The organism is Priestia sp. KCTC 13724, assembly GCF_056820425.1.
Genome location: NZ_JBXDLD010000004.1, coordinates 1 through 21,981, shown reverse-complemented (window position 1 = coordinate 21,981; position 21,981 = coordinate 1). Strand labels below are relative to the sequence as shown.

The window sequence follows — 21,981 nt, the reverse complement described above, 5'->3', positions numbered from 1 at the left end:
CTTACCAGTCCTCCTCCGTCTGCTTGGATTGATATAGCTTAAAGTTTCCGGTAGCAATTCGTTCTTTTGTGCGCTCTTCAATACGTTCTGAGCATTCATTGCACATATATGTATGTATAGGACGATTACGAAGTCTTTTGGCTACAAGCGTTTCATCCTCAATTGATTCAATTTTATCACATAGGACACATTTTACTCTCATCTATCTCACCTCGTTTTCTCTATACAACATTCTAGCCCAAAGTGCATTGTTTATAAAGCTGTAAAATGTATTTAGTCGTTATTTAAACAATGTAAAAGTTTTGAAAACAAGGAAAAGTAAGCAGGTAAACAGATTCTTTGTCTAGAAAACAAGTAAGTATACATAAACGGGAGGAGGGATATAAATGGCAAATGAAGTTGAATCCAGTTTAGTCGAAGCACTGTACGAAGAGCTACAAGCAGAACGTTTTGTAACAGTTTCAACCGTTGATTATGGAACAAAAGGACCAAATGTGAGTGCCATTTCATGGATTTATGCTCCAACCAATCAAATCATCCGTTTTGCTGTCGCAAGCAAGTCCCGAATGGTTAAAGACATTTCGCAGTGTAAAGATGTTGTTGTGAATTTGATTGCAAATGAATCTTGCTATGCGATTAAAGGCAGTGCAATTGTTGCCAAAGAGAGAATGGAAAACGTTCCAATTAAGCTGACGCTGATTGAAGTAAGCATAAAAGAAGTAAGAGACGTTATGTTCTATGGATCTAAAATCTCTACCAATCCGACTTATGAAAAAACATATGATCCAGTAGCTGCTTCTAAATTAGATAAACAGGTAATGAGCGCATTAAAACAAGCTTAGCGTGAACTAAGCTTGTCTATTCTTTATTCGTTCTTTTGAAGGTGATCATTTGATTGTTTTTCTTGCTTGTCTCGTAATTGTTGCTGCTGCTCATTGTTTAACTTTTCATCATTTGTTTTGGTAGGTTCTGGGTTGCGGCGAATCTCTTCCGCTACTTCTGGCATGACGCGGTTTACGATGGCAGCAAGCTCATCTAAAAAGCCTGTAACTGGTCGACCACGTCCGATTTCTCTCGCAATTTCTTTTAAGCGCGTTACGGTATCAGGATCAGCAATGACAACGGAATTTGCTCCGTATGGGTCTGCTTTTAGGCTTTCTGCTACCGTATACTTAATCGAACTTACTTCGGAGCGATCAATTTCGTTATTTACATCAATACCAACGATTGCATATTTTCCTAACACAATAGCAGTAGCATCATTTACGTTTGGAGCGCTTGTTGCTAAGCTTACAAGATGCTGAGAAATTTGCCTAGCAGAGCGTTTTGTTTCAGTTTCAGGCGTTGAGTTTTTCACCTGAACGATGCGGTCTGTTTTTTGTCCTTCTTCAATCTGGGATTGATTATTGTTACAACCTGCTATTGTAAAACAAGCTAAGCTAGCAATAAGTAATCCTTTTTTCATTGGGGAGATACCTCCTTTGGTAATGGCTCATTTTTTGTAGCAATTTGTGTTTAGTTTTCAATAGTTCTTCTATCTTTATGCATATGTTCATATATTTAAAGCAAATGGTCCGTCCATTTACTCGAACTTCACGCGTGCGGTTTACATAAGATAAAAGTGAATGGATTCCTTGTTACACTCCTTAACTGGAAACCAAATGGAGTAGGAGGCTGAATTGTTGGGAAAAATCTACGTTTTAGATACAAATGTGTTATTGCAAGATCCGCATTCAATCTTTTCATTTGATGATAATGAAGTTGTAATACCAGCTGTAGTATTAGAAGAAGTAGATTCGAAAAAGAGAAATATGGATGAGGTTGGAAGGAATGCGAGACAAGTATCAAAGCTCATTGATAACTTGCGTCAACACGGTAAATTACATGAGAAAATCCCTTTGGAAAATGGTGGACATTTACGGATTGAGCTCAATCACCGTTCGTTTCATCAATTACAAGAGATTTTTGTAGAGAAAACGAATGATAATCGTATTTTAGCGGTCGCAAAAAATTTGTCGCTCGAAGAGGAAACCAAGGAAGACGGCCGTGAAGTCATTCTTGTTAGTAAAGATGTATTGGTACGCGTGAAGGCTGATGCTATCGGTTTGAAAGCAGAGGATTTTTTAAGCGATCGTGTTGTCGAATTTAACAGTATATATACGGGATTTGTGGAAGTATATATCCCAAGAGAAGTGTTAAATCATTTTTATGAAAACGGTGAAATTCTCACTTCTCAGATCGCAAATCATCCATTTTTCCCAAATCAATTTCTCGTTATGAAAGATGCATTTGGAGGTTCAGGTTCTGCTATTGGAATCGTCGATCAGACCGCTACAAAAGTAAAAAAGCTTCTCTTTGAATATGACCATATTTGGGGAATTAAGCCGCGAAATGTTCAACAAATTATGGCGCTCGAACTGCTCTTACGAGACGGTGTCCAGCTTGTCACGCTCATCGGAAAAGCTGGAACGGGTAAAACCTTATTAGCTTTAGCATCGGGTTTAATGCAAACGGAAGACTTGGGCTGCTTTAAGAAGTTGTTGGTTGCACGTCCAATTGTACCGGTAGGAAAAGACTTAGGGTTTTTACCGGGTGAAAAGCAAGAAAAGCTTCGACCATGGATGCAGCCAATTTATGATAATTTAGAATATTTATTTAACACAAAAAAGCCTGGGGAACTGGATGCTATCCTAGCAGGCCTTAGTTCAATTGAGGTAGAAGCCCTTACCTATATTAGGGGAAGAAGTATACCAGAACAATTTATCATCATTGACGAAGCACAAAACTTAACAAAGCATGAGGTTAAAACCATTTTAACGCGCGTTGGTGAAAAGAGTAAAATTGTGTTAATGGGTGACCCTGCTCAAATAGATCATCCATATCTTGATGAATACAATAATGGGTTAACATATGTAGTTGAAAAATTTAAAGAACAGAAAATATCAGGTCATGTAAGGCTTGTTAAAGGAGAGCGTTCAGGTCTCGCACAGCTAGCTGCTGATATTTTATAAGTGGAAAAAAATGAGCGCGCAGCTTTTCCTTTCTGCGCGCTCGTTCATTATGTAATAATAATTTCTTTTAAGTACGTAAGCGGCTTGTCACGGTTAGAGCCATCGCGTTCATAAACGTGTACAGGTCCATCTTCAGTTAAAGGTTTTCCATTTTTACTAAAGCCAAAAATAAGCGTTTTAGCCTCTTCTAATGAGTAGCTAACGGATTCATTAGCTGTTATAAGCGTAACTGCGGTTGCCTCTTCTAGAGGCTCAGCGTTCTTTAAAAAAGGAGCAAAGGAGATACCGAACGTACCGTTCAATAGCTTTTGTTTTTCGTATTTCTTTTCTGTTTTTAAAGTTGGTGGGAATACGGCACCTTCTTGGATTTCTCGATCCCAATGTTTTGAAACAGCCTTCGTATATTGTTCATTTTCATCTACGTTTTCGACCTCAGTATCAAAAAAAGTAGTTAAGTCTACTTTTCGATCATCAAAAATCCAAACTCCAGGATCTAACGTGAGGGGGTAACGCACTTTCCCATATAGCGAAATAATTGAATTCATAAAAACGCCTCCTTGGTAAAAGTATAAGCGCTTTCTTGTAATTTGTCATCCATACTCAGGATTTTGGTAGAAGTACTAAAATAGAATGTGCTATAATAAATCTATATTAATAAAGCGAGAGTTGCGATGAATAGTACACGTAATTTGTAAGAGAATTCGTAGGTCTGATGACATGCATGTTAGTTCTTGCTTTTTTACGAGTAAAACCTTACTATTAAAAGATAGATTAGGTAATCGCTCGGAAACGGAGGGATTGAGTTTGACGCCTGAGACAATGATAGATCATCGTGAAAAAGCTTATGCATTGTTAAAAGCTGATGCAGATAAGATTTTGCAATTAATTCAAGTTCAAATGGATAACTTAACAATGCCACAATGTCCTCTTTACGAAGAGGTTTTAGATACACAAATGTTTGGTTTATCAAGAGAAATTGATTTTGCAGTTCGTTTAAATTTAATTGATGAGCATGTCGGAAAAACATTGCTAGATCGACTTGAGCGTGAACTTTCTGCACTGCATGAAGCATTTACAAAAAAATAACACACACGGTGAAACTCAAACTATTAGATGGATAGTTTGAGTTTTTTGTTACAGCTCGTTTACATTCTTACGTGAGAAAAGCGAAAGTAGATAATGTATAGTAAAATGAGTAAAGGCATCACTTATTAACGTTTAAAGGAAGAGGTTTATGCTAAAAAAAATCTTTAAGCACTATGATTATTCTATCATTATTACCATTGCGTTGCTTTGTACAATTGGCCTTGTAATGGTATATAGCTCCAGCATGATTACGAGTATTACGCGGTATGGGCAGGATAGCGATTTTTTCTATGGCAAACAAAAAGGTTGGCTTATCATTGCTGGATTCGTATTTTTAGCAACCATTTTATTCCCGTACAAGCTATATCAAAAGCTGTTACCTATAGCTGTACTTGGTACATTTGGTCTTTTAGGGCTTGTGTTTTTAATGGGGCATACGGCAGGAGGCGCTCAAAGTTGGCTAAAGTTAGCTGGAGCAAGCTTGCAGCCCGCTGAGTTTGCAAAGTTAACGGTTATTTTATATTTAGCGCTTGTGTTAGGAAAACGTCAAGAATACATAAATGATATTAAGCGTGCTTTTATTGGGCCAATTGGGTTAACAATGGGTATCTTTATATTCGTAGCGATTCAACCAGACCTTGGGACAGGCCTCATTATTTTAATGATAGCAGTTGCAATCATGCTATGTTCGGGAATATCTCGAAAAACATTTTTTAAGCTTATTTTATTAGGGCTTGTCATGCTGACCATTATGGGAACGATTGGTGTATTAACAGGGCAAGTGACTGAAAATCGTATCGGACGTTTTACAGGAGCATCGGACCCTTTTAAATACGCACAAGGTGAAGGATATCAGCTTGTAAACTCTTACTTAGCTATCGGTTCTGGAGGGTTAAAAGGGCTTGGACTTGGTGAAAGCGTGCAGAAGTATGGCTATCTTCCAGAGTCACATACCGACTTTATTATGGCGGTTATTGCAGAAGAACTTGGATTCTTTGGCGTATTTCTCGTTTTAGGTTTACTAGGCTTTTTAATCTATCGCATTCTGACACTTGCCAAACGCTCAAAGGACCCTTTTGCTAGCCTTATTTGCATAGGTGTAGCGACCATGCTTGGAATTCAAGCGTTTATTAATCTGGGTGGCTTAACCGGTCTTATTCCGATTACCGGCGTAACGCTTCCGTTTATTAGTTACGGTGGATCATCACTGCTAAGTTTAATGATTGCCATGGGGATTGTTGTTAATATTTCGTTCTTTGTGAACTATCAAGAAAAAAGCAGCAAAAAAGCGAATAACGTTGTTTCTTATCCGAATAATGCTAATCCTGACTTATCTTAACATTCGGGTATATATATCATCTCAAAAAAGCAAAAATGAACGGTTAATTTATAACTTTCCGTTCATTTTTGCTTTTCTTTTATCCAATTTTGCTATATATTGAAGTTTATATAAAGATTGAAGGGAGAATTCGATGTGAGTCTGGTAACTAAAAAAATAAAAAAAGTACTAGTTGCAAATCGTGGAGAAATCGCAATTCGAGTATTTCGAGCTTGTACGGAGCTAAATATTCGAACGGTGGCAATTTATTCAAAAGAAGATGCAGGTTCCTATCATCGATACAAAGCAGATGAAGCGTATTTGGTTGGTGTGGGCAAAAAACCAATCGATGCATATTTAGACATCGAAGATATTATTAAAACGGCAAAGCTACATGATGTTGACGCAATACACCCTGGCTATGGTTTTTTGTCAGAAAATATCCAATTTGCGAAACGTTGTGAAGAAGAGGGCATTATTTTTATTGGGCCAAAGTCTAAGCATTTAGATATGTTTGGAGATAAAGTAAAAGCTCGTCATCAAGCAATTCAAGCTAATATCCCTGTCATTCCAGGAACGGATGGACCAATTGATTCATTAGATGAAGCAAAAGAATTTGCTGCACAGCACGGGTACCCCCTCATGATTAAAGCGGCGTTAGGTGGAGGCGGTCGTGGCATGCGCGTCGTTCGCAATGAAGCAAGCCTAGCGGAATCGTATGAACGTGCTAAGTCTGAAGCAAAAGCAGCCTTTGGAAGCGACGAGGTATATGTCGAAAAGCTTGTTGAAAACCCAAAGCATATTGAAGTTCAAATTTTAGGAGATCACAGTGGAAATGTTGTTCATTTGTATGAGCGTGATTGTTCAGTACAGCGTCGTCACCAAAAGGTAGTAGAAGTTGCACCAAGCTTGTCGCTAAGCGAAGAGCTGCGTGATCAAATTTGTGATGCTGCGGTACAGCTGATGGATAATGTAAACTACATAAATGCGGGTACTGTAGAGTTCTTAGTATCAGGTAAAGAGTTTTACTTTATTGAAGTAAACCCTCGCGTACAGGTGGAGCACACAATTACAGAAATGATTACAGGTGTTGATATCGTTCAATCTCAAATTCTAATTGCGGATGGCTATGACCTTCATAGTAATGTTGTTGCAATACCGAAGCAAGAAGAGATTATCACGCATGGTTATGCTATTCAATCTCGTGTAACAACAGAAGATCCACTAAACAACTTTATGCCAGATACGGGTAAGATTATGGCGTACCGTTCAGGCGGTGGCTTTGGCGTGCGTCTTGACACGGGCAACAGCTTCCAAGGAGCAGTCATCACGCCTTACTATGATTCTCTTCTTGTAAAAGTAACAACGTGGGCCTTAACGTTTGATCAAGCGGCGTCCAAAATGGTTCGTAACTTAAAAGAATTTCGAATTCGTGGTATTAAAACAAACATTCCGTTCCTTGAGAACGTGGTAAAGCATGAAAAGTTCTTAACGGGAGCGTATAATACGTCCTTTATCGATACTACGCCAGAGCTATTTGTATTTCCTAAGCGTAAAGACCGTGGTACTAAAATGCTAACATACATTGGAAACGTAACGGTTAATGGTTTCCCTGGGGTAGCTGAAAAGAAAAAACCAATTTTCACAAAACCTCGCGTTCCTCAGCTAGATTTATCAACGCCAGTGCCAAATGGAACGAAGCAAATTTTAGATGAACAGGGTGCTGAAGGGCTTGTTAACTGGGTAAAAGAGCGTAAAGAAGTTCTTTTAACAGACACAACATTCCGAGATGGGCATCAGTCTTTACTAGCAACGCGTGTACGTACGAATGATTTAAAACAAATTGCTAATCCAACAGCAAGACTATTACCGGATTTGTTTTCTCTTGAAATGTGGGGAGGAGCGACGTTTGATGTAGCGTATCGCTTTTTGAAAGAAGATCCTTGGGATCGTTTGTTAACGCTACGCCAAGAGGCGCCAAATGTCTTATTCCAAATGCTTCTTCGTGCATCAAACGCCGTAGGGTATAAAAACTATCCGGATAACGTAATTAAAGAATTTGTTGAGAAATCAGCATATGCTGGAATTGACGTGTTCCGAATTTTTGATAGCTTAAACTGGGTTGAGGGTATGACGTTAGCCATTGATTCCGTACGACAAACAGGTAAGATTGCCGAAGCAGCAATGTGCTATACGGGAGATATTTTAGATCCATCTCGCCGCAAATATGACTTAACGTACTACAAAAACCTTGCGAAAGAATTAGAGCAATCCGGGGCACATATTTTAGGAATCAAGGATATGGCAGGATTATTAAAGCCTCAAGCTGCTTATGACTTAGTGTCTGCATTAAAAGAAACGGTGGATATTCCAATTCATCTTCATACGCATGATACAAGCGGAAACGGCATTCTAACATATGCCAAAGCAATTGAAGCAGGCGTTGATATTGTGGACGTAGCAGTAAGCGCAATGGCAGGCTTAACGTCGCAACCAAGCGCCAATTCATTATATTATGCTTTAGAAGGGACCGAGCGTAAGCCGAAGCTGGACATTCAAAACCTTGAACAGCTATCTTACTATTGGGAAGATGTACGCAAGTACTACCAAGACTTTGAAAGTGGCATGAATGCTCCGCATACGGAAGTTTATGTTCATGAAATGCCGGGTGGTCAATATAGCAACCTTCAACAGCAGGCGAAAGCAGTTGGTCTTGGAAACCGCTGGGATGAAGTAAAAGACATGTATTCACGTGTGAATGAGTTATTTGGTGACATTGTCAAAGTAACGCCTTCTTCCAAAGTGGTAGGGGACATGGCGCTGTTTATGGTTCAAAACAATTTAACGGAAGAAACGCTATTTGAACGTGGTGAATCATTAGACTTCCCTGATTCAGTTATTGAACTATTTGAGGGCTATTTAGGTCAACCACACGGTGGATTCCCTGAAAAGCTTCAACGAATTATTTTAAAAGGTAAAAAGCCAATTACGGTGCGTCCGGGTGAGCTGTTAGAAGATGTTGATTTTAATGCTCTTAAGGAAAAGCTATTCCACGAGTTAGGACGTCAAGTTACAAGCTTTGATGCCTTGGCATATGCTTTATATCCAAAAGTATTTATGGATTATCACAAAGCGGTTGAGCAATATGGTGACATTTCGGTACTTGATACGGCTACTTTCTTATATGGAATGCGTCTTGGAGAAGAAGCTGAAATTGAGATTGAAAAAGGGAAAACGTTAATCGTTCGCCTTGTATCAATTGGAGAAGCACAAGCTGACGGTAATCGTACAATTTACTTTGAACTAAATGGTCAACCTCGTGAAGTAGTCATTAAAGACGAAAGCGTGAAGACGACGGTTGTATCAAAGATGAAGGCAGATCTAACAAATCCAAATCAAATTGGAGCGTCTATGCCTGGAACGGTCATTCGCGTTATCGTTGAAAAAGGCGATAAAGTATCCAAAGGTGATCATCTCATGATTACAGAAGCAATGAAAATGGAAACAACGGTGCAGGCACCATTTGATGGTGTTGTGAAAAATATTCATGTAGGAAGCGGAGACGCTATTCAACCTGGAGACTTACTTGTTGAATTCGAAAGCTAAAAAAAGTACGAGCAGAATGTCTGCTCGTACTTTTTATTTTGTTCTTTTACTGCGAGTAGCAAGAAGTGTCAAGTAGCTTAAGACCCCAAATAATAGAGAAATAATTAGTGCGTGGGCTAAAGCTAGTCCTAAGTTTAGGCGAGTAACAACAACTAACATACCTGAAATGGCCTGCATTGTTACTAACACTAAAGCAATTAGCCAACTATAATAAATATTCTTCTGGTCACGGTAGTGCTTAAACGCGTGAATAAACGCAATTAAAATCCAAACGAAAATTAAGGTTGCAGCAGTTCGGTGTCCCATTTGAATCCATTGGTTAATATCACCTGGTAACCAGCCAGCTGCATTGGAACAGAACGGAATATCGGGACAAGCTAAGCTTGCTTCTTTATGGCGTACTAGCGCTCCTGTATAGACGACAACGTACGTATAAAGAATAGATCCATAAATATGTTTTTTCATCGTTGAACCAATGACGACGCTATCAGCATCAAACTTCTTATCTACCTCAAAAATGATGAGAGTTAATAGGAGAACAGATGCAAATGAAATAAGTGAAATTCCAAAATGTAGTGCAAGTACGGCATCTGATTGTCCCCACATAACCGCAGCAGCACCGATTAACGCTTGTAGCACTAAGAAGAAAAACGAGATAAAAGCAAGTGGTCTTACTTCACGAATATGTCCTAGTGCAATCCAAGCCCACACACAGAGTAAAAGTACTAAGATGCCTGAAGCACCTGATACAAGTCTGTGACTAAGTTCAATGACGAGTTCAAATGTTATGTTGCTGGGAATCAATTCACCGTTACATAGAGGCCAAGAGTCGCCACAGCCATCTCCTGATCCAGTTTTGGTTACAAGTGCTCCCCCAAGTAAAATCAGGAGCATTGCTAACGTTACAATAACAGAAAGCCCTTTTAATCCACGTTTCAATGTATTCACCTTCCTAAAGTATGATAATTAGTCCGCTAAACGTTTCCTTTAGACAGGAAGACGAATGGAAGTACATGACTTACTAGTTTAAGGTTTCGTTGAAAAAGTTCGAATAAAATCCCATAAGCATGTATTCATTTGTTATAATGGTAGAAAGTGTAAGGTTGTATTGCTAGAAAGATAAGTTATTAAACTCATTCGACAAGATACAACACCTTATTCTACTTATAATAGTATACAATAATCAAGTATAAGATAGGGTTTTGTACAAGGTGACAAAAAAAATCCATATTTGTTTCAAAAAAATTTCACATAAACTTTCCAAAATATGCTTTAATAAACAGGAGAAATATAGTAATTTACATCTTTACATGTTCATGCATCAGGCTGTAAGATTTCAGAAATCTAAAACAAATGTGAAATATTTGTGAATAGATGATTTTTGTGATGTCAAAACTGTAAACGGATTCTTCATACCACTGCTTCAACAACATATGCTTACCTAAAGAGGCCGCTAAAAAGTCATCTATTTTGCGTAACGAGCTCCTAGACACCGTAGTCCTACATAAAAATTTAAATACAGGGGATTTCTTCTAATCTAGAATTTATCATAGAAGGAAGAAAGTTTATTCATAGCAGCTTCTGTTATGAATAAGAAAATCACGTCCATGAAAGAGAGGTTGAAAAAGCTATGAGAAAATGGCGATTAAACTTTCGTGTTTTATCGTTGTTTAGTCTGGTAGCCGTGCTATTAGCTGGCTGCGGAGAGCCTTTTTTATCAACGCTTCGTCCTGCAGGTGAAGTGGCAGAAAAGCAGTATTCACTTATGCTGCTTAGTACAGCAATTATGGTTCTTGTAATTATTGTTGTTGCAATCATCTTTGTGTATGTAGTTGTGCGTTTTAAACGCCGCAAAGGTGAGGAAGATGTGATTCCAAAACAAGTAGAAGGAAACCACAAGTTAGAAATTCTTTGGACTGTTATTCCTATTATTCTACTTGTCATCCTAGCAGTTCCCACAGTAGCTGATACGTTTAAATTAGCTGATGTGAAAGGAATGGAAAAGGAAGACGCAATTGTCGTCAATGTAAGAGCTAACTTGTATTGGTGGGAGTTTGAATACCCAAACCAAAAAATCATTACATCCCAAGATCTTGTTGTACCAACAGATACAAAAGTGTATTTTAACGTGAAAGCCTCAGATGTCAAACACTCCTTTTGGATTCCTTCAGTGGGCGGAAAAGTAGATACGAATACAGAGAATGAGAACAAGTTTTGGCTTGTGTTTGATTCAGAAAAGGCTGAAAGCGCTAACGGTCTTTTTTATGGGAAGTGTGCAGAGCTATGTGGTCCATCTCACGCCTATATGGATTTCAAAGTTAAAGCCCTTCCAAGTGAAGAGTTTGATACATGGGTTAGCGATATTAAAGATGTAAAACCAGACGTATCGACAGCTTCAGCAAAAGCGGGAGAGGAAATCTTTACAGAAAGCTGTATTGGCTGTCACGCTGTTGAAGCGCAGGATGGTCGACCAGAACAAGCGCGTCAGGCTCCAAATCTAGCTGGATTTGCAGATCGTGAGCGTATTGCAGGTGTTTTAGAACATAATGAAGAAAATTTAAAACAATGGCTCAAAAACCCTGAAGAAATTAAGCCAGGAAACAAAATGAGTAATACATATCCTGACTTAACAGATGAACAAGTCGATCAGCTAACCGAGTATTTATTGGAGCTGAAAGAAAAATAAACGGTAATTAGCTTTCAAAAGGGGAGGTCTAGCTATGAGTACGCTCACTCAAAAAAGGGGTATAGGGGCGACAATATGGGACTATTTAACAACCGTTGACCATAAAAAAATCGCCATTTTGTATTTAATTGCGGGAGGTTTTTTCTTCATAGTTGGAGGAATCGAAGCACTTTTTATTCGAATTCAACTGGCTATTCCTGAAAATAACTTTGTCGCGATGGGAACATATAATGAAATCTTAACAATGCACGGCACAACAATGATTTTCTTAGCAGCTATGCCGCTGTTGTTTGCGCTAATGAACGCAGTTGTGCCACTTCAAATTGGCGCTCGTGACGTAGCGTTTCCATTTTTAAACGCACTTGGCTTTTGGCTATTTGCTTTTGGTGGATTGTTTCTAAACTTAAGCTGGTTTATAGGAGGTGGAGCACCTGATGCAGGCTGGACATCATACGCTTCACTATCACTAGCATCGCCTACACACGGAATTGATTTTTACGCATTAGGTCTGCAAATTTCCGGTGCTGGAACGCTGATTGCGGGTATTAACTTTCTTGTTACAATTATTAACATGAGAGCACCTGGTATGACTTACATGAGAATGCCCCTCTTTACGTGGACTACGTTTGTGGCATCAGCACTTATTTTATTTGCATTTCCTGCTTTAACTGTTGGATTATTTTTAATGATTTTTGATCGCTTGTTTGGTGGGAATTTCTTTGATCCAACGATGGGTGGAAACACAATTATTTGGGAACACTTATTTTGGATTTTCGGACATCCAGAAGTATACATACTAATCTTACCGGCCTTTGGAGTTTTTTCAGAAATTTTACCGACGTTTGCAAGAAAAAGACTGTTCGGATACTCTTCTATGGTATTTGCAACAGTGCTGATTGGGTTTTTAGGATTCATGGTTTGGGCTCACCATATGTTTACAACAGGCCTTGGACCAATCGCAAACGCAATTTTCGCAGTAGCGACGATGGCAATTGCTGTACCGACAGGAATTAAGATTTTTAACTGGTTGTTTACACTTTGGGGAGGAAGCATTGAATTTACATCACCAATGCTGTACTCTGTAGCGTTTATTCCATCGTTTGTTATCGGTGGTGTAACAGGTGTTATGCTTGCTGCGGCACCAGCAGACTATCAGTTCCATGATACGTATTTCGTTGTTGCTCACTTTCACTACGTTATTGTAGGTGGAGTTGTGTACGCTCTATTTGCAGGAGTCACGTTTTGGTGGCCGAAAATGTTTGGGCGTATGCTTAATGAAACGCTTAGCAAGATTACGTTTTGGCTGTTTTTTATCGGTTTCCACTTAACGTTCTTTATTCAACATTTCTTAGGTTTAATGGGTATGCCTCGTCGTGTAGCAACTTTTTTACCAGGACAGGGTTTGGATCTTGGAAATGCAATCAGCTCAGCTGGAGCCATTTTTATGGCCTTGGCAACCATTGTACTGATTATTAACGTCATCAAAACAAGCATCAATGGACCAAAAGCAGAAGGCGATGCGTGGGGAGAAGGTCGTACGCTGGAGTGGGCGATTTCATCACCGCCTCCAGAATATAACTTTAAACAAACGCCGCTTGTGCGTGGATTAGACACATTCTGGTTAGAAAAACGTGCCGGAAACAAAGAGGGCATTACGCCTGCTGAGCCGCTTGGTGATATTCATATGCCAAACTCATCAATCATTCCGTTTATTATTTCTCTTGGTCTGTTTGTTTCAGCATTTGGCTTTTTGTTCCGCAATGACCATGGCTGGGGAGATCTAGTTGGAATTATAGGATTAGTGATTACCTTTATCTCCATGTTCTTCCGTTCGTGGATTGATGATCATGGCTATCATATTCATAAAGAAGATTTGCTTGATGAGGAGGCGAAATAAAGATGGAAGCAGAACAAAAATTAACGCCTGAAACTTTTCCAGATTCGCCTGAGAAATCAACCCTTGAAGGGAAAAATAAGTTCATAGGATTTTGGCTTTTTCTTGGGGGAGAAACCGTACTTTTTGCTTCGTTGTTTGCAACGTATTTAGCGTTGAGAAATTCAACGCATACAGGCCCAAAAGCAGAAGAATTATTTGATATTACGCTTGTATTTATTGCCACAATGATTTTATTAACAAGTTCATTAACAAGCGTATATGCAATGTATCATATGAAGAACTTTAACTATAAGAAGATGCAGCTTTGGATGTGGATTACTTGGCTGTTAGGGTTCGCTTTCTTACTATTAGAGATTTATGAGTTTAAGCATTATGTTCATGAAGGCCATACGTTTACGAGCAGTGCGTTTGGATCTGCATTTTATGCCTTGGTAGGAACGCACGGAGCGCACGTAACGTTTGGATTATTGTGGATTGGCTCATTGCTTATCCGTAACTCAAAGCGTGGCTTAAGTCTATACAATGCGCCAAAATTTTATGTAGCAAGCTTATACTGGCATTTCATTGATGTTGTATGGGTGTTTATTTTTACAGTTGTATACTTAATGGGAATGGTGGGATGAAGAGATGACAACAAATCATTCTGACACAGGTAACCCAAAGGTAGACTTACAGTATCGTAAGAAGAAAAACGCTGAAGACATGCGAATGCAGTTAATCTCGTTTGCGTTAATGATTTTCCTTACGCTCATAGCTTTTTTTGCCGTATGGAGCGATAGCTTTAGCGGATGGTTTACCGTACCAGTTATTATTTTGTTAGCAGTTGTGCAAGTTATCTTTCAGCTTTATTACTTTATGCATATGAATCATAAAGGACATGAAGTGCCAACGATGTTTCTATATTCAGGAGTGCTTGTAGCACTTATAACAGTTTGGGCATTTGTTACAATTATTTGGTGGTAAGTAAAGAAGAGCTAGCGCTTGCTAGCTCTTTTCAAGCATGTACTATTCGCAATTGAGTAAAGGAGGGACGGATTGTGATTGATAATTTAAGAATGTTTGGATTCGAAGCGTTATGGAGTCCATATTTTTTCTTCGTTATTTGTGCGGTGACAGTTGTTTATTTATTGTTCACAGGTCCGTATCGATATAAAATTGAAGGAAGTAAAGAAGTTGATCGTAAAACAAAAGCGTTTTTTGTATTTGGAATGGCGCTGCTATACATATGCAAAGGCGGTCCGCTAGATTTACTAGGGCACTTGATGTTTAGTGCACATATGGCCCAAATGGCGCTGGTTTATTTAGCTATTCCACCTTTACTTATTCTGGGAACACCGCCGTGGATGGCGCGATTACTGATTCATCAAAAAGGCATTAAGCCAGTGTTTCACTTTTTAACAAAGCCGCTCATTGCTTTACTTGTCTTTAACGGATTATTCTCTCTTTATCATATACCGCTTGTGTTTGACACTGTGAAGACAGATATAACGCTTCACGCAATTATTAGCATTTTGCTGTTTATAGCTTCTTTTTGCATGTGGTGGCCACTTTTAAACAAGCTGGAGGAGTATCAGACGTTAAACGGTGTGAAAAAAATTGGCTACATTTTTGCTGATGGGATGTTGTTAACGCCTGCTTGTGCGTTAATTATATTTGCTGATACGTCGCTATATGCCACGTATACTGATTCGCAGGCGTGGGTGAATGCTTTAGCCCTTTGCGTATCCCCGGATGTTATTCAAGCGATGGGCGCATTAGCCCCAGAAATGTTTAACGTATTGCCTCCGGTAGAAGACCAGCAGCTTGGGGGAGTCATCATGAAAATTATTCAAGAGATTGTATATGGGATTATTCTTGGCTACACCTTTTTCCGGTGGGCGAAGAAAGAGCGTGAAAAAGATAAGAAGCAGGAAATGGAACTTGATGCAGGTTATGATGCTTCATCTCCGATTTCTTCTCAATAAAAAGAGTGCTTACAGGATTGTAAGCACTCTTTTTATTAGGAAGCCTGAACGCTTTGAAGTTCGGAATGAATTTGGCTTAAAATTCGCTTGCATTGATCAACCAGTGTAGAAGGGAAATTTTCTTCTTCTCCATATTCTACGCCGTGCGGATAATAGTGTTTACCAAGCAGAGGCGTCATAAATTGAATCAACGCATGCCTGCCGCCAATGTCCCCTTCAGCAGCATATCCTTGTACGCGTAAATAAAAGGTATGGTGCTGAATTTCAAACTTGCGATCATATGTTACCCGCTCGTAATCCCACTGTCCAGCTCGCACTAGTCCAAATCGGCTCATAATCTCATCGGCATGCTCTAAATCAACTCTTACATCAGTAAAATCCATATCTTCTAGTTTCATTACAGTTCCCCCTTTAAACCAAATGTTTCTCCCATTTTCATCATAGTATGACTGGATAAAACTTGCAATGTTTATCCGGATTTTCAGTTGAAAAGACCAAGAAATTGTAAATAACGTGAAAGATTTTTTGAAAAACGGTCAAAATAACGTTGAATGTAAAGGAGGAGATTCTATGAAATGTGTTCGTGATGTAATGACAACAGACGTTGAAACGTGTACCACGTTAGATAATGTATACGAAGTTGCATTAAAGATGAAAGAATTAAACGTTGGTAGTATTCCAATTGTTGATCAAGACCGATTAATTGGATTAATAACTGATCGAGACTTAGTTATTCGAGGTATTGCTGAAAAGAAGCCCAATTCCAGTAAAGTAACCGACGTAATGAGTGATAAACTAGTAACGGTATCGGGCGAATCAACGGTAGAAGAAGCTGTGGAAATTATGGCCAATCATCAAATCAGAAGGCTTCCAGTTGTAGAAGGAAACAAGCTTATTGGCGTTGTCGCTTTAGGAGATTTATCTACGTATCGCTTTACAGATGAACAAGCTGGTCAAGCTCTTTCTCGTATTTCCGATCAACTTCATTAATACAGGAAAAGCTATCGCCACCAAAGGGTGTGATAGCTTTTTTATTGGCTATTTTCACGTCATTACATGTATAATAACTATACGAACTCTTGAAGATGTAAGGAGAGGAACTGACGCTGAAAAAAGTTATATTTGTTCTCGTGTTAATCGTTGCATTTGTATACGCTGATGAATATATCCCTTTATTGGAGCAGTATGTAAATGAATCAGCAAAGGAAGAGGTTTCAAATAATGAGACTATAAATGACCGTGCGGTTGAAACGGCTGCACCAGAAATAGAAGGGGAAAACGTTATTGATTTGATTGGTCTACATCCTGAACAAGTCATGGGAATGTATGGAGAACCAACCCGTGTTGATCCTTCTGCTTACGGATATGATTGGTGGGTGTATAAAACCGATGATCATTCCTACATGCAGGTAGGGATAGATGGTGACCGAGTGGTGAGCGTGTATTCTATTGGTCAAAACGTAAATACCGCACCATTTGTGATTGGTCAATCTCAATCTGAAGTAGCCAAAGCTGTTAAAATTGAGCGAGAAGTTGAATTGAGAGAAGGGCTCGATTATTATCGTTTTCAACTCAATGACGAAGATTTAAAAATGCGCCCATTAGTAAAGTATGATGATGTATATATCCAGCTTTATTTTGATCAATTTTTAAATACATTATCAAGTATCCGCGTCATGGATAGTGAAACTTTAATGAAGCAAAAGCCGTATGAAGTAATGTATAGAGGGAGTTTCCCTGAAGTACCATCACTTTCTCAAGAAGAGTGGAAAGAGATTGAAGATGGAGCTTCTCAACAAATTATCGACTTGACGAACGTTATTAGAAAGCGCCATGGAAAAGAGGCATTATCGTGGGATGAAGATACGGCGAAAGTAGCTTATTTACACAGCAAAGAAATGAGCGATTTAGAATATTTTGCTCATGAGTCTCCAGTTCAAGGAGATTTAAGAAATCGTCTGCAAAAAGGAGACGTCTTGTATCGAACAGCTGGTGAAAACATTGCATCTAACTATACGGATGGTCCTGCTGCGGTTGAAGGCTGGTTAAATAGTGAAGGTCACCGTAAGGCGCTTTTAAATAATGATTTTACGCATCTTGGTGTTGGCGTGTATGAAAAGTTTTATACGCAAAACTTTATTACCCCTTTGAAGTAGGGATTTAATAGGTCTACTCTTGTCCTATTCCTCATAAGTTTCTAATAGAAGCTAGAGGAGGGACAAGAATGAACAAGAAAATATCTGTCATCGCCATGCTTATTTTTTTACTATTAACAACATCAGTTAATGCGGCTACACAGCAATCTTGGGATAAGTTAAATGAACTTGCTGATGAAACATTAGACCTTGCTCAGCAGGAAAAATATGATGAAGCGCGTGATTTAATGAAACAATTTTCACATGAAGTTTCAAGCGTAAATATACATGATTTAGATTTATCCACTAAAGAGTATCAAGTGCTGGTAGTAACAGCTCAAAATGTTGAAAGAGCACTGGACGATGAAAATAGTGACCCTGTAAATACAGCATTACAGTTTCGGTTACTAGTTGATGCTTTATCAAGTGAATACCAACCTCTTTGGACAGAAATGGAAAAAGAAGTTATTACCACGTTTCAAGATATGAAAATGAGTATATCAAAAGGTGAAGATGGGCAGTATCAAGAAGAGCTCCAAAGTTTACTACAAGCCTATGAATTGATTTCTCCAAGTGTTCAAGTCGATGTTGATGATAAGGATATTGAACGTGTTGAACAGCATATTGAAGATTTAAAGCAAGATGATGCAATGGTGATGTCTTCACAAGAATTAGTAGCAGCAGAAGAAGATTTTCAGTCTCTGTTTGAACTTTTAAAAGAAGATAAGGTAGATCCATCACTTATATGGGTCATGATTACGACAGGAAGTATTATTGTATTTACTTTATCGTATGTTGGTTTTCGTAAGTATCGAGCAGAGCGTGTTCGCAAGGCTGAGCCGGAGCGAAATGATTGACGGACATATTCGAATTGTCTAAAATAAAAATGTACCAACCATACAAGTAAAGGAGTGTGCATATGGGGTTTTTGGTTTATTTTCTCATCATTATTTTAGTGCCGATTTGGGCACAGTTTAAAGTGAAAAGTGCTTATAAAAAATATTCAAAAGTAAGCAGTTCTTCTGGAATGACAGGTGCTGAAGTGGCACGACGTATCTTGGACGAAAACGGCTTGTACAACGTTCAAGTTGAGCCAGTTCGCGGCGTGTTGTCTGACCACTACGATCCACGTTCAAAAGTAGTACGATTATCTGAAGATAACTACTTCGGAACATCTGTAGCAGGCGCAGCGGTAGCAGCCCATGAAGTAGGGCACGCAATTCAAGACGATGAAAACTATTCGTTCTTACGCATGCGTCATGCCTTAGTACCAGTAGCTAACATCGGATCAAACTTTTCATGGATTTTAATCATGATTGGTATCTTTGCTCAGATGAGCGGCCTATTGTTGCTAGGGATTGTGTTTATGGCAGCAGCAGTTTTATTCCAGGTCGTAACGCTTCCAGTTGAGTTTAACGCCTCAAATCGCGCGATGAACCTTCTCGTATCAAGCGGTGTAATTCGCAACGACGAAGAGCGTGAGACGCGAAAAGTACTAAACGCAGCAGCTTTAACATACGTTGCAGCAGCAGCGGTTGCAGTACTAGAGCTTGTGCGTTTAATCTTAATTTACACAGGAATGAACAACGAAGATTAATTGAAATGAGGCTGGGACATAAGTAATTCAGCCAATATTAAACCTGAACGGTTGAGAGTTCTTCACTTTTAATCGTTCAGGTTTTTTGTTGATTGTGAAAACAGGATGGAATGGAGCGTAGGACACTCGACTCCTGCGGGAAAGAGAGGAAGCCCAGGTTCCTCCCCGCGGAAAGCGAGTGGCCGTAGCGCAATGGAATAAACTTGTTCTGACAACGTAAAGAGGTGAGAAAAGCGAGTGTTCGTCTTTTTGGAAATTTGTTTTGTTATGTCCCACCCTCATTTTGTATGTACGATTTAACGTTCTAACGGCTTTTTATTTTCATCCAATGTAAAACCCTCACCTAGTACATCGTGAACGTCACTCACCGCTACAAACGCGTATGGGTCAACAGAAGTGATGACCTGTTTTAATCGAAAGACTTCATTTTTACTTACAACACAGTACAATACGTTAGTTTCTTGTTTAGAATAGGATCCTTGGCCTTTTAAAATAGTCACTCCACGATCCATTTCCTGCATGATTTTTGCTGAAATCTCTTCGTTACGAGCAGAGATAATGGTTGCTCCTTTTGCAGCGTAAGCTCCGTCTTGAATAAAATCAATGACTCTAGCAGCGACAAATACGGCTACGAGCGTATACATTGCCTCTGTATAGGTTAGGTAATAGATAAGAGAGGTAATAATAACAAGAAAATCGAATAAAAACATTGTTTTTCCCATGTTCCATCCAATATATTTCTGAACGAGACGAGCGATAATATCAACTCCACCCGTTGTCCCTCCGTATCTAAAAATAATTCCAAGCCCCACTCCAATAAATACACCTGCAAATAGAGCTGCGAGCGTCATATCATCTTTTAAAGGCATATCGACTGGAAAGCGCTGAAAAATCCATAAGAAAACAGAAAGGCTGATAACGCCTAGTATGGTGTAGTAAAATGAGGTTCGTCCTAACAGCTTCCATCCGACAAAGAATAGTGGAATATTAAGCACTAAGTTTGAATAGGAAGGGTCGATGTTAAATAAAAAGTATAAAAGCAGTGTAATACCAGTAAAACCGCCTTCTGCTAAGTTGTTTTGCATGTTAAAATTCACAAGTCCAAATCCAAAAATAGCCGAACCTAATAAAATAAAAAAGATATTCTTGAACTTTAGTCCTTTCACAATAGAAAACCTCCTTCTATAAACATGAATACATTCTTTCCTATCATACTAAATGGATAAGAGAAATGTCATCGTCCAAATGAACCGTCCAAAGCGCTTTGTTTGTATCATACACGTTTAAATATTGAATCATGCACGGCTAAAGAGAATAGCTTTATTCATTTATAATGTTTGTTAATCAAACTTTTCTATTAAGAAATTTAGGGAAGAGATGTTATAATATGAAGTTGAATGTACAAGAAAATAAAAGGTAAATACTTATTATGCAATGAGAGAGGCATAGAAGGTAAAGAGGTGAAGACATATGGCAGCTAAATCAATGAAGGTTATGCAGGCTGAAGTTGATCAATATATTGGACAGTTTAAAGAAGGCTACTTTAGCCCCTTGGCGATGTTGGCTCGTATGACTGAAGAAGTTGGAGAGTTATCCCGTGAAATTAATCATTATTACGGAGAAAAGCCTAAAAAGACAACAGAAGCAGAGCGGACAGTTGAAGAAGAAATGGGCGATATTTTATTTGTATTAATTTGCTTTGCCAATTCGTTAAATATTGATTTAGAAGAAGCACATAATCGCGTTATGCAGAAATTTAATACGCGGGATAAAGATCGTTGGACAAAAATTGATGAACAAGGAGAGAATTAACATGAAAAAAACTCGAATTATACTTGCAGGCCCTCGTGGGAGAATGGGAAAAGAAGCTGTGACCCTAATTCAAGAAACAGAAGCGTTTGAATTAGTAGCTGCTGTTGATCGTATTCATGAAGGGAAGTTAATTAGCGACTTAGAAGGAATGCCAAATGTTCAAGCTCCTATCTTTACAGATATTGAAAAATGCTTCCAAACTGTTGAAGCTGATGTATTAGTTGATTTAACAACGCCTGAAATTGGAAGAGTACATACGAAAAAAGCGTTAGAATACGGCATCCGTCCAGTAGTCGGAACGACAGGTTTTTCCGAAGCAGATTTAGCGGAATTAAAAGAATTAGCAGAAGAAAAAGGAATTGGCTGTATCATTGCTCCAAACTTTGCGATTGGTGCTATTTTAATGATGAAGTTCTCTCAAATGGCAGCTAAATATTTTGACGATGTTGAAATTATTGAGCTTCACCATGATCAAAAATTAGACGCACCTTCTGGAACAGGGTTAAAAACAGCAGAGCTCATTAGTGAAGTTCGTGAAACGAAAAAGCAAGGTCACTCAGAGGAAAAAGAAATTTTAGCAGGTGCAAGAGGAGCTACATATGACGGCATTCATCTTCATAGCGTACGCTTGCCAGGATTAATTGCTCACCAGGAAGTATTATTTGGTGGCTTTGGACAAGGATTAAAGATTCGTCATGATTCGTATAATCGTGCGTCCTTCATGTCTGGCGTGAAGCTCGCGGTTGAAGCGGTAATAAATATTGATACGCTTGTATATGGTTTGGAAAATATTATTGAGTAAGGAGCATTCCTGTTAGAAGGATTTTCGGGGACTTGAACAAAAAAGAGCCCTCTTGGTATGATACGGG

General features: G+C 38.8%; 22 protein-coding genes. 16 read left to right on the top strand and 6 right to left on the bottom strand.

Annotated elements, in window-relative coordinates:
* Position 1: 1 nt before the first annotated feature.
* Positions 2 to 202 carry a YlaI family protein gene (locus tag AC1UFB_RS00610; RefSeq protein ID WP_025909112.1) on the bottom strand — a complete coding sequence of 67 codons (201 nt, stop codon included), beginning with the start codon at positions 200 to 202 and terminating at the stop codon, positions 2 to 4.
* Between the two features lie 184 nt (positions 203 to 386).
* On the opposite strand from AC1UFB_RS00610, the gene AC1UFB_RS00605 reads away from it, so the two are divergent.
* A complete protein-coding gene (locus AC1UFB_RS00605) occupies positions 387 to 842 on the top strand; it encodes a hypothetical protein (RefSeq protein WP_482588277.1) in 456 nt (151 codons plus the stop codon).
* Positions 843 to 865: 23 nt separating this feature from the next.
* Here AC1UFB_RS00605 and AC1UFB_RS00600 read toward each other — a convergent pair whose 3' ends face one another.
* On the bottom strand, positions 866 to 1,465 hold the full coding sequence (locus tag AC1UFB_RS00600) for a YhcN/YlaJ family sporulation lipoprotein (protein ID WP_328100949.1): 600 nt from the start codon (positions 1,463 to 1,465) through the stop codon (positions 866 to 868).
* A 217-nt stretch (positions 1,466 to 1,682) separates the two neighbouring features.
* Between AC1UFB_RS00600 and AC1UFB_RS00595 the strand changes: the two genes are divergently transcribed.
* A complete protein-coding gene (locus AC1UFB_RS00595) occupies positions 1,683 to 3,011 on the top strand; it encodes a PhoH family protein (RefSeq protein ID WP_100347451.1) in 1,329 nt (442 codons plus the stop codon).
* Positions 3,012 to 3,058: 47 nt separating this feature from the next.
* On the opposite strand, the gene AC1UFB_RS00590 is transcribed toward AC1UFB_RS00595, so the two are convergent.
* Positions 3,059 to 3,556 (bottom strand): hypothetical protein, encoded by a 498-nt coding sequence (locus AC1UFB_RS00590; protein WP_100347452.1) that lies wholly within the window; start codon positions 3,554 to 3,556, stop codon positions 3,059 to 3,061.
* A gap of 274 nt (positions 3,557 to 3,830) precedes the next feature.
* Here AC1UFB_RS00590 and AC1UFB_RS00585 point away from each other — a divergent pair, with 274 nt between their 5' ends.
* The 3 genes from AC1UFB_RS00585 to pyc all read left to right on the top strand — a co-directional run bounded on the left by AC1UFB_RS00585 (position 3,831) and on the right by pyc (position 9,021).
* A complete protein-coding gene (locus tag AC1UFB_RS00585; RefSeq protein ID WP_373688708.1) occupies positions 3,831 to 4,097 on the top strand; it encodes an Fpa/YlaN family protein in 267 nt (88 codons plus the stop codon).
* Between the two features lie 148 nt (positions 4,098 to 4,245).
* Positions 4,246 to 5,436 carry an FtsW/RodA/SpoVE family cell cycle protein gene (locus tag AC1UFB_RS00580; protein WP_025909106.1) on the top strand — a complete coding sequence of 397 codons (1,191 nt, stop codon included), beginning with the start codon at positions 4,246 to 4,248 and terminating at the stop codon, positions 5,434 to 5,436.
* 135 nt (positions 5,437 to 5,571) lie between these two features.
* On the top strand, positions 5,572 to 9,021 hold the full coding sequence (gene pyc / locus AC1UFB_RS00575; protein WP_411831148.1) for a pyruvate carboxylase: 3,450 nt from the start codon (positions 5,572 to 5,574) through the stop codon (positions 9,019 to 9,021).
* 33 nt (positions 9,022 to 9,054) lie between these two features.
* Here pyc and AC1UFB_RS00570 read toward each other — a convergent pair whose 3' ends face one another.
* Entirely contained in the window at positions 9,055 to 9,960 is a 906-nt protein-coding gene (locus AC1UFB_RS00570; protein ID WP_025907324.1) for a COX15/CtaA family protein, read from the bottom strand.
* Between the two features lie 691 nt (positions 9,961 to 10,651).
* On the opposite strand from AC1UFB_RS00570, the gene coxB reads away from it, so the two are divergent.
* The 5 genes from coxB to ctaG all read left to right on the top strand — a co-directional run bounded on the left by coxB (position 10,652) and on the right by ctaG (position 15,568).
* The gene (gene coxB, locus AC1UFB_RS00565; RefSeq protein ID WP_025907326.1) at positions 10,652 to 11,707 is read left to right on the top strand and encodes a cytochrome c oxidase subunit II; all 1,056 of its coding nucleotides are present in this window, start codon (positions 10,652 to 10,654) and stop codon (positions 11,705 to 11,707) included.
* 34 nt (positions 11,708 to 11,741) lie between these two features.
* Positions 11,742 to 13,604 (top strand): cytochrome c oxidase subunit I, encoded by a 1,863-nt coding sequence (ctaD, locus tag AC1UFB_RS00560; protein ID WP_100347453.1) that lies wholly within the window; start codon positions 11,742 to 11,744, stop codon positions 13,602 to 13,604.
* A 2-nt stretch (positions 13,605 to 13,606) separates the two neighbouring features.
* Complete coding sequence (locus AC1UFB_RS00555; RefSeq protein WP_025907328.1) at positions 13,607 to 14,227, top strand: cytochrome (ubi)quinol oxidase subunit III; 621 nt, start codon at positions 13,607 to 13,609, stop codon at positions 14,225 to 14,227.
* 4 nt (positions 14,228 to 14,231) lie between these two features.
* A complete protein-coding gene (gene ctaF, locus AC1UFB_RS00550) occupies positions 14,232 to 14,567 on the top strand; it encodes a cytochrome c oxidase subunit IVB (RefSeq protein ID WP_025907330.1) in 336 nt (111 codons plus the stop codon).
* A gap of 74 nt (positions 14,568 to 14,641) precedes the next feature.
* Positions 14,642 to 15,568, top strand: a complete 927-nt coding sequence (ctaG, locus tag AC1UFB_RS00545) for a cytochrome c oxidase assembly factor CtaG (RefSeq protein WP_083686532.1) — start codon at positions 14,642 to 14,644, stop codon at positions 15,566 to 15,568.
* 35 nt (positions 15,569 to 15,603) lie between these two features.
* On the opposite strand, the gene AC1UFB_RS00540 is transcribed toward ctaG, so the two are convergent.
* The gene (locus AC1UFB_RS00540; RefSeq protein ID WP_025907334.1) at positions 15,604 to 15,966 is read right to left on the bottom strand and encodes a YugN family protein; all 363 of its coding nucleotides are present in this window, start codon (positions 15,964 to 15,966) and stop codon (positions 15,604 to 15,606) included.
* Between the two features lie 172 nt (positions 15,967 to 16,138).
* On the opposite strand from AC1UFB_RS00540, the gene AC1UFB_RS00535 reads away from it, so the two are divergent.
* The 4 genes from AC1UFB_RS00535 (at position 16,139) to AC1UFB_RS00520 (ending at position 19,300) form a co-directional block, all read left to right on the top strand.
* A complete protein-coding gene (locus tag AC1UFB_RS00535; protein WP_100347454.1) occupies positions 16,139 to 16,558 on the top strand; it encodes a CBS domain-containing protein in 420 nt (139 codons plus the stop codon).
* A gap of 140 nt (positions 16,559 to 16,698) precedes the next feature.
* Positions 16,699 to 17,724: a CAP domain-containing protein gene (locus AC1UFB_RS00530; protein WP_482588271.1), complete on the top strand. Its 1,026-nt coding sequence runs from the start codon at positions 16,699 to 16,701 to the stop codon at positions 17,722 to 17,724.
* 68 nt (positions 17,725 to 17,792) lie between these two features.
* On the top strand, positions 17,793 to 18,560 hold the full coding sequence (locus tag AC1UFB_RS00525; protein WP_328100951.1) for a sporulation protein YpjB: 768 nt from the start codon (positions 17,793 to 17,795) through the stop codon (positions 18,558 to 18,560).
* 62 nt (positions 18,561 to 18,622) lie between these two features.
* Positions 18,623 to 19,300: a zinc metallopeptidase gene (locus AC1UFB_RS00520; protein ID WP_025907342.1), complete on the top strand. Its 678-nt coding sequence runs from the start codon at positions 18,623 to 18,625 to the stop codon at positions 19,298 to 19,300.
* 296 nt (positions 19,301 to 19,596) lie between these two features.
* On the opposite strand, the gene AC1UFB_RS00515 is transcribed toward AC1UFB_RS00520, so the two are convergent.
* On the bottom strand, positions 19,597 to 20,466 hold the full coding sequence (locus AC1UFB_RS00515; RefSeq protein WP_061785567.1) for a YitT family protein: 870 nt from the start codon (positions 20,464 to 20,466) through the stop codon (positions 19,597 to 19,599).
* Positions 20,467 to 20,770: 304 nt separating this feature from the next.
* Here AC1UFB_RS00515 and AC1UFB_RS00510 point away from each other — a divergent pair, with 304 nt between their 5' ends.
* Positions 20,771 to 21,112, top strand: a complete 342-nt coding sequence (locus AC1UFB_RS00510; protein WP_328101067.1) for a nucleotide pyrophosphohydrolase — start codon at positions 20,771 to 20,773, stop codon at positions 21,110 to 21,112.
* Position 21,113: 1 nt separating this feature from the next.
* Positions 21,114 to 21,914 carry a 4-hydroxy-tetrahydrodipicolinate reductase gene (gene dapB, locus AC1UFB_RS00505; RefSeq protein ID WP_025907346.1) on the top strand — a complete coding sequence of 267 codons (801 nt, stop codon included), beginning with the start codon at positions 21,114 to 21,116 and terminating at the stop codon, positions 21,912 to 21,914.
* The last annotated feature ends 67 nt before the right edge of the window (positions 21,915 to 21,981 follow it).

What these genes read in the sequence shown, in the direction of transcription:
- AC1UFB_RS00610 (WP_025909112.1), bottom strand. Translation starts at nt 202, where the DNA reads ATGAGAGTAAAATGTGTCCTATGTGATAAAATTGAATCAATTGAGGAT.
- AC1UFB_RS00605 (WP_482588277.1), top strand. Translation starts at nt 387, where the DNA reads ATGGCAAATGAAGTTGAATCCAGTTTAGTCGAAGCACTGTACGAAGAG.
- AC1UFB_RS00600 (WP_328100949.1), bottom strand. Translation starts at nt 1,465, where the DNA reads ATGAAAAAAGGATTACTTATTGCTAGCTTAGCTTGTTTTACAATAGCA.
- AC1UFB_RS00590 (WP_100347452.1), bottom strand. Translation starts at nt 3,556, where the DNA reads ATGAATTCAATTATTTCGCTATATGGGAAAGTGCGTTACCCCCTCACG.
- AC1UFB_RS00585 (WP_373688708.1), top strand. Translation starts at nt 3,831, where the DNA reads ATGATAGATCATCGTGAAAAAGCTTATGCATTGTTAAAAGCTGATGCA.
- AC1UFB_RS00580 (WP_025909106.1), top strand. Translation starts at nt 4,246, where the DNA reads ATGCTAAAAAAAATCTTTAAGCACTATGATTATTCTATCATTATTACC.
- coxB (WP_025907326.1), top strand. Translation starts at nt 10,652, where the DNA reads ATGAGAAAATGGCGATTAAACTTTCGTGTTTTATCGTTGTTTAGTCTG.
- ctaD (WP_100347453.1), top strand. Translation starts at nt 11,742, where the DNA reads ATGAGTACGCTCACTCAAAAAAGGGGTATAGGGGCGACAATATGGGAC.
- AC1UFB_RS00555 (WP_025907328.1), top strand. Translation starts at nt 13,607, where the DNA reads ATGGAAGCAGAACAAAAATTAACGCCTGAAACTTTTCCAGATTCGCCT.
- ctaF (WP_025907330.1), top strand. Translation starts at nt 14,232, where the DNA reads ATGACAACAAATCATTCTGACACAGGTAACCCAAAGGTAGACTTACAG.
- AC1UFB_RS00540 (WP_025907334.1), bottom strand. Translation starts at nt 15,966, where the DNA reads ATGAAACTAGAAGATATGGATTTTACTGATGTAAGAGTTGATTTAGAG.
- AC1UFB_RS00535 (WP_100347454.1), top strand. Translation starts at nt 16,139, where the DNA reads ATGAAATGTGTTCGTGATGTAATGACAACAGACGTTGAAACGTGTACC.
- AC1UFB_RS00525 (WP_328100951.1), top strand. Translation starts at nt 17,793, where the DNA reads ATGAACAAGAAAATATCTGTCATCGCCATGCTTATTTTTTTACTATTA.
- AC1UFB_RS00520 (WP_025907342.1), top strand. Translation starts at nt 18,623, where the DNA reads ATGGGGTTTTTGGTTTATTTTCTCATCATTATTTTAGTGCCGATTTGG.
- AC1UFB_RS00510 (WP_328101067.1), top strand. Translation starts at nt 20,771, where the DNA reads ATGGCAGCTAAATCAATGAAGGTTATGCAGGCTGAAGTTGATCAATAT.
- dapB (WP_025907346.1), top strand. Translation starts at nt 21,114, where the DNA reads ATGAAAAAAACTCGAATTATACTTGCAGGCCCTCGTGGGAGAATGGGA.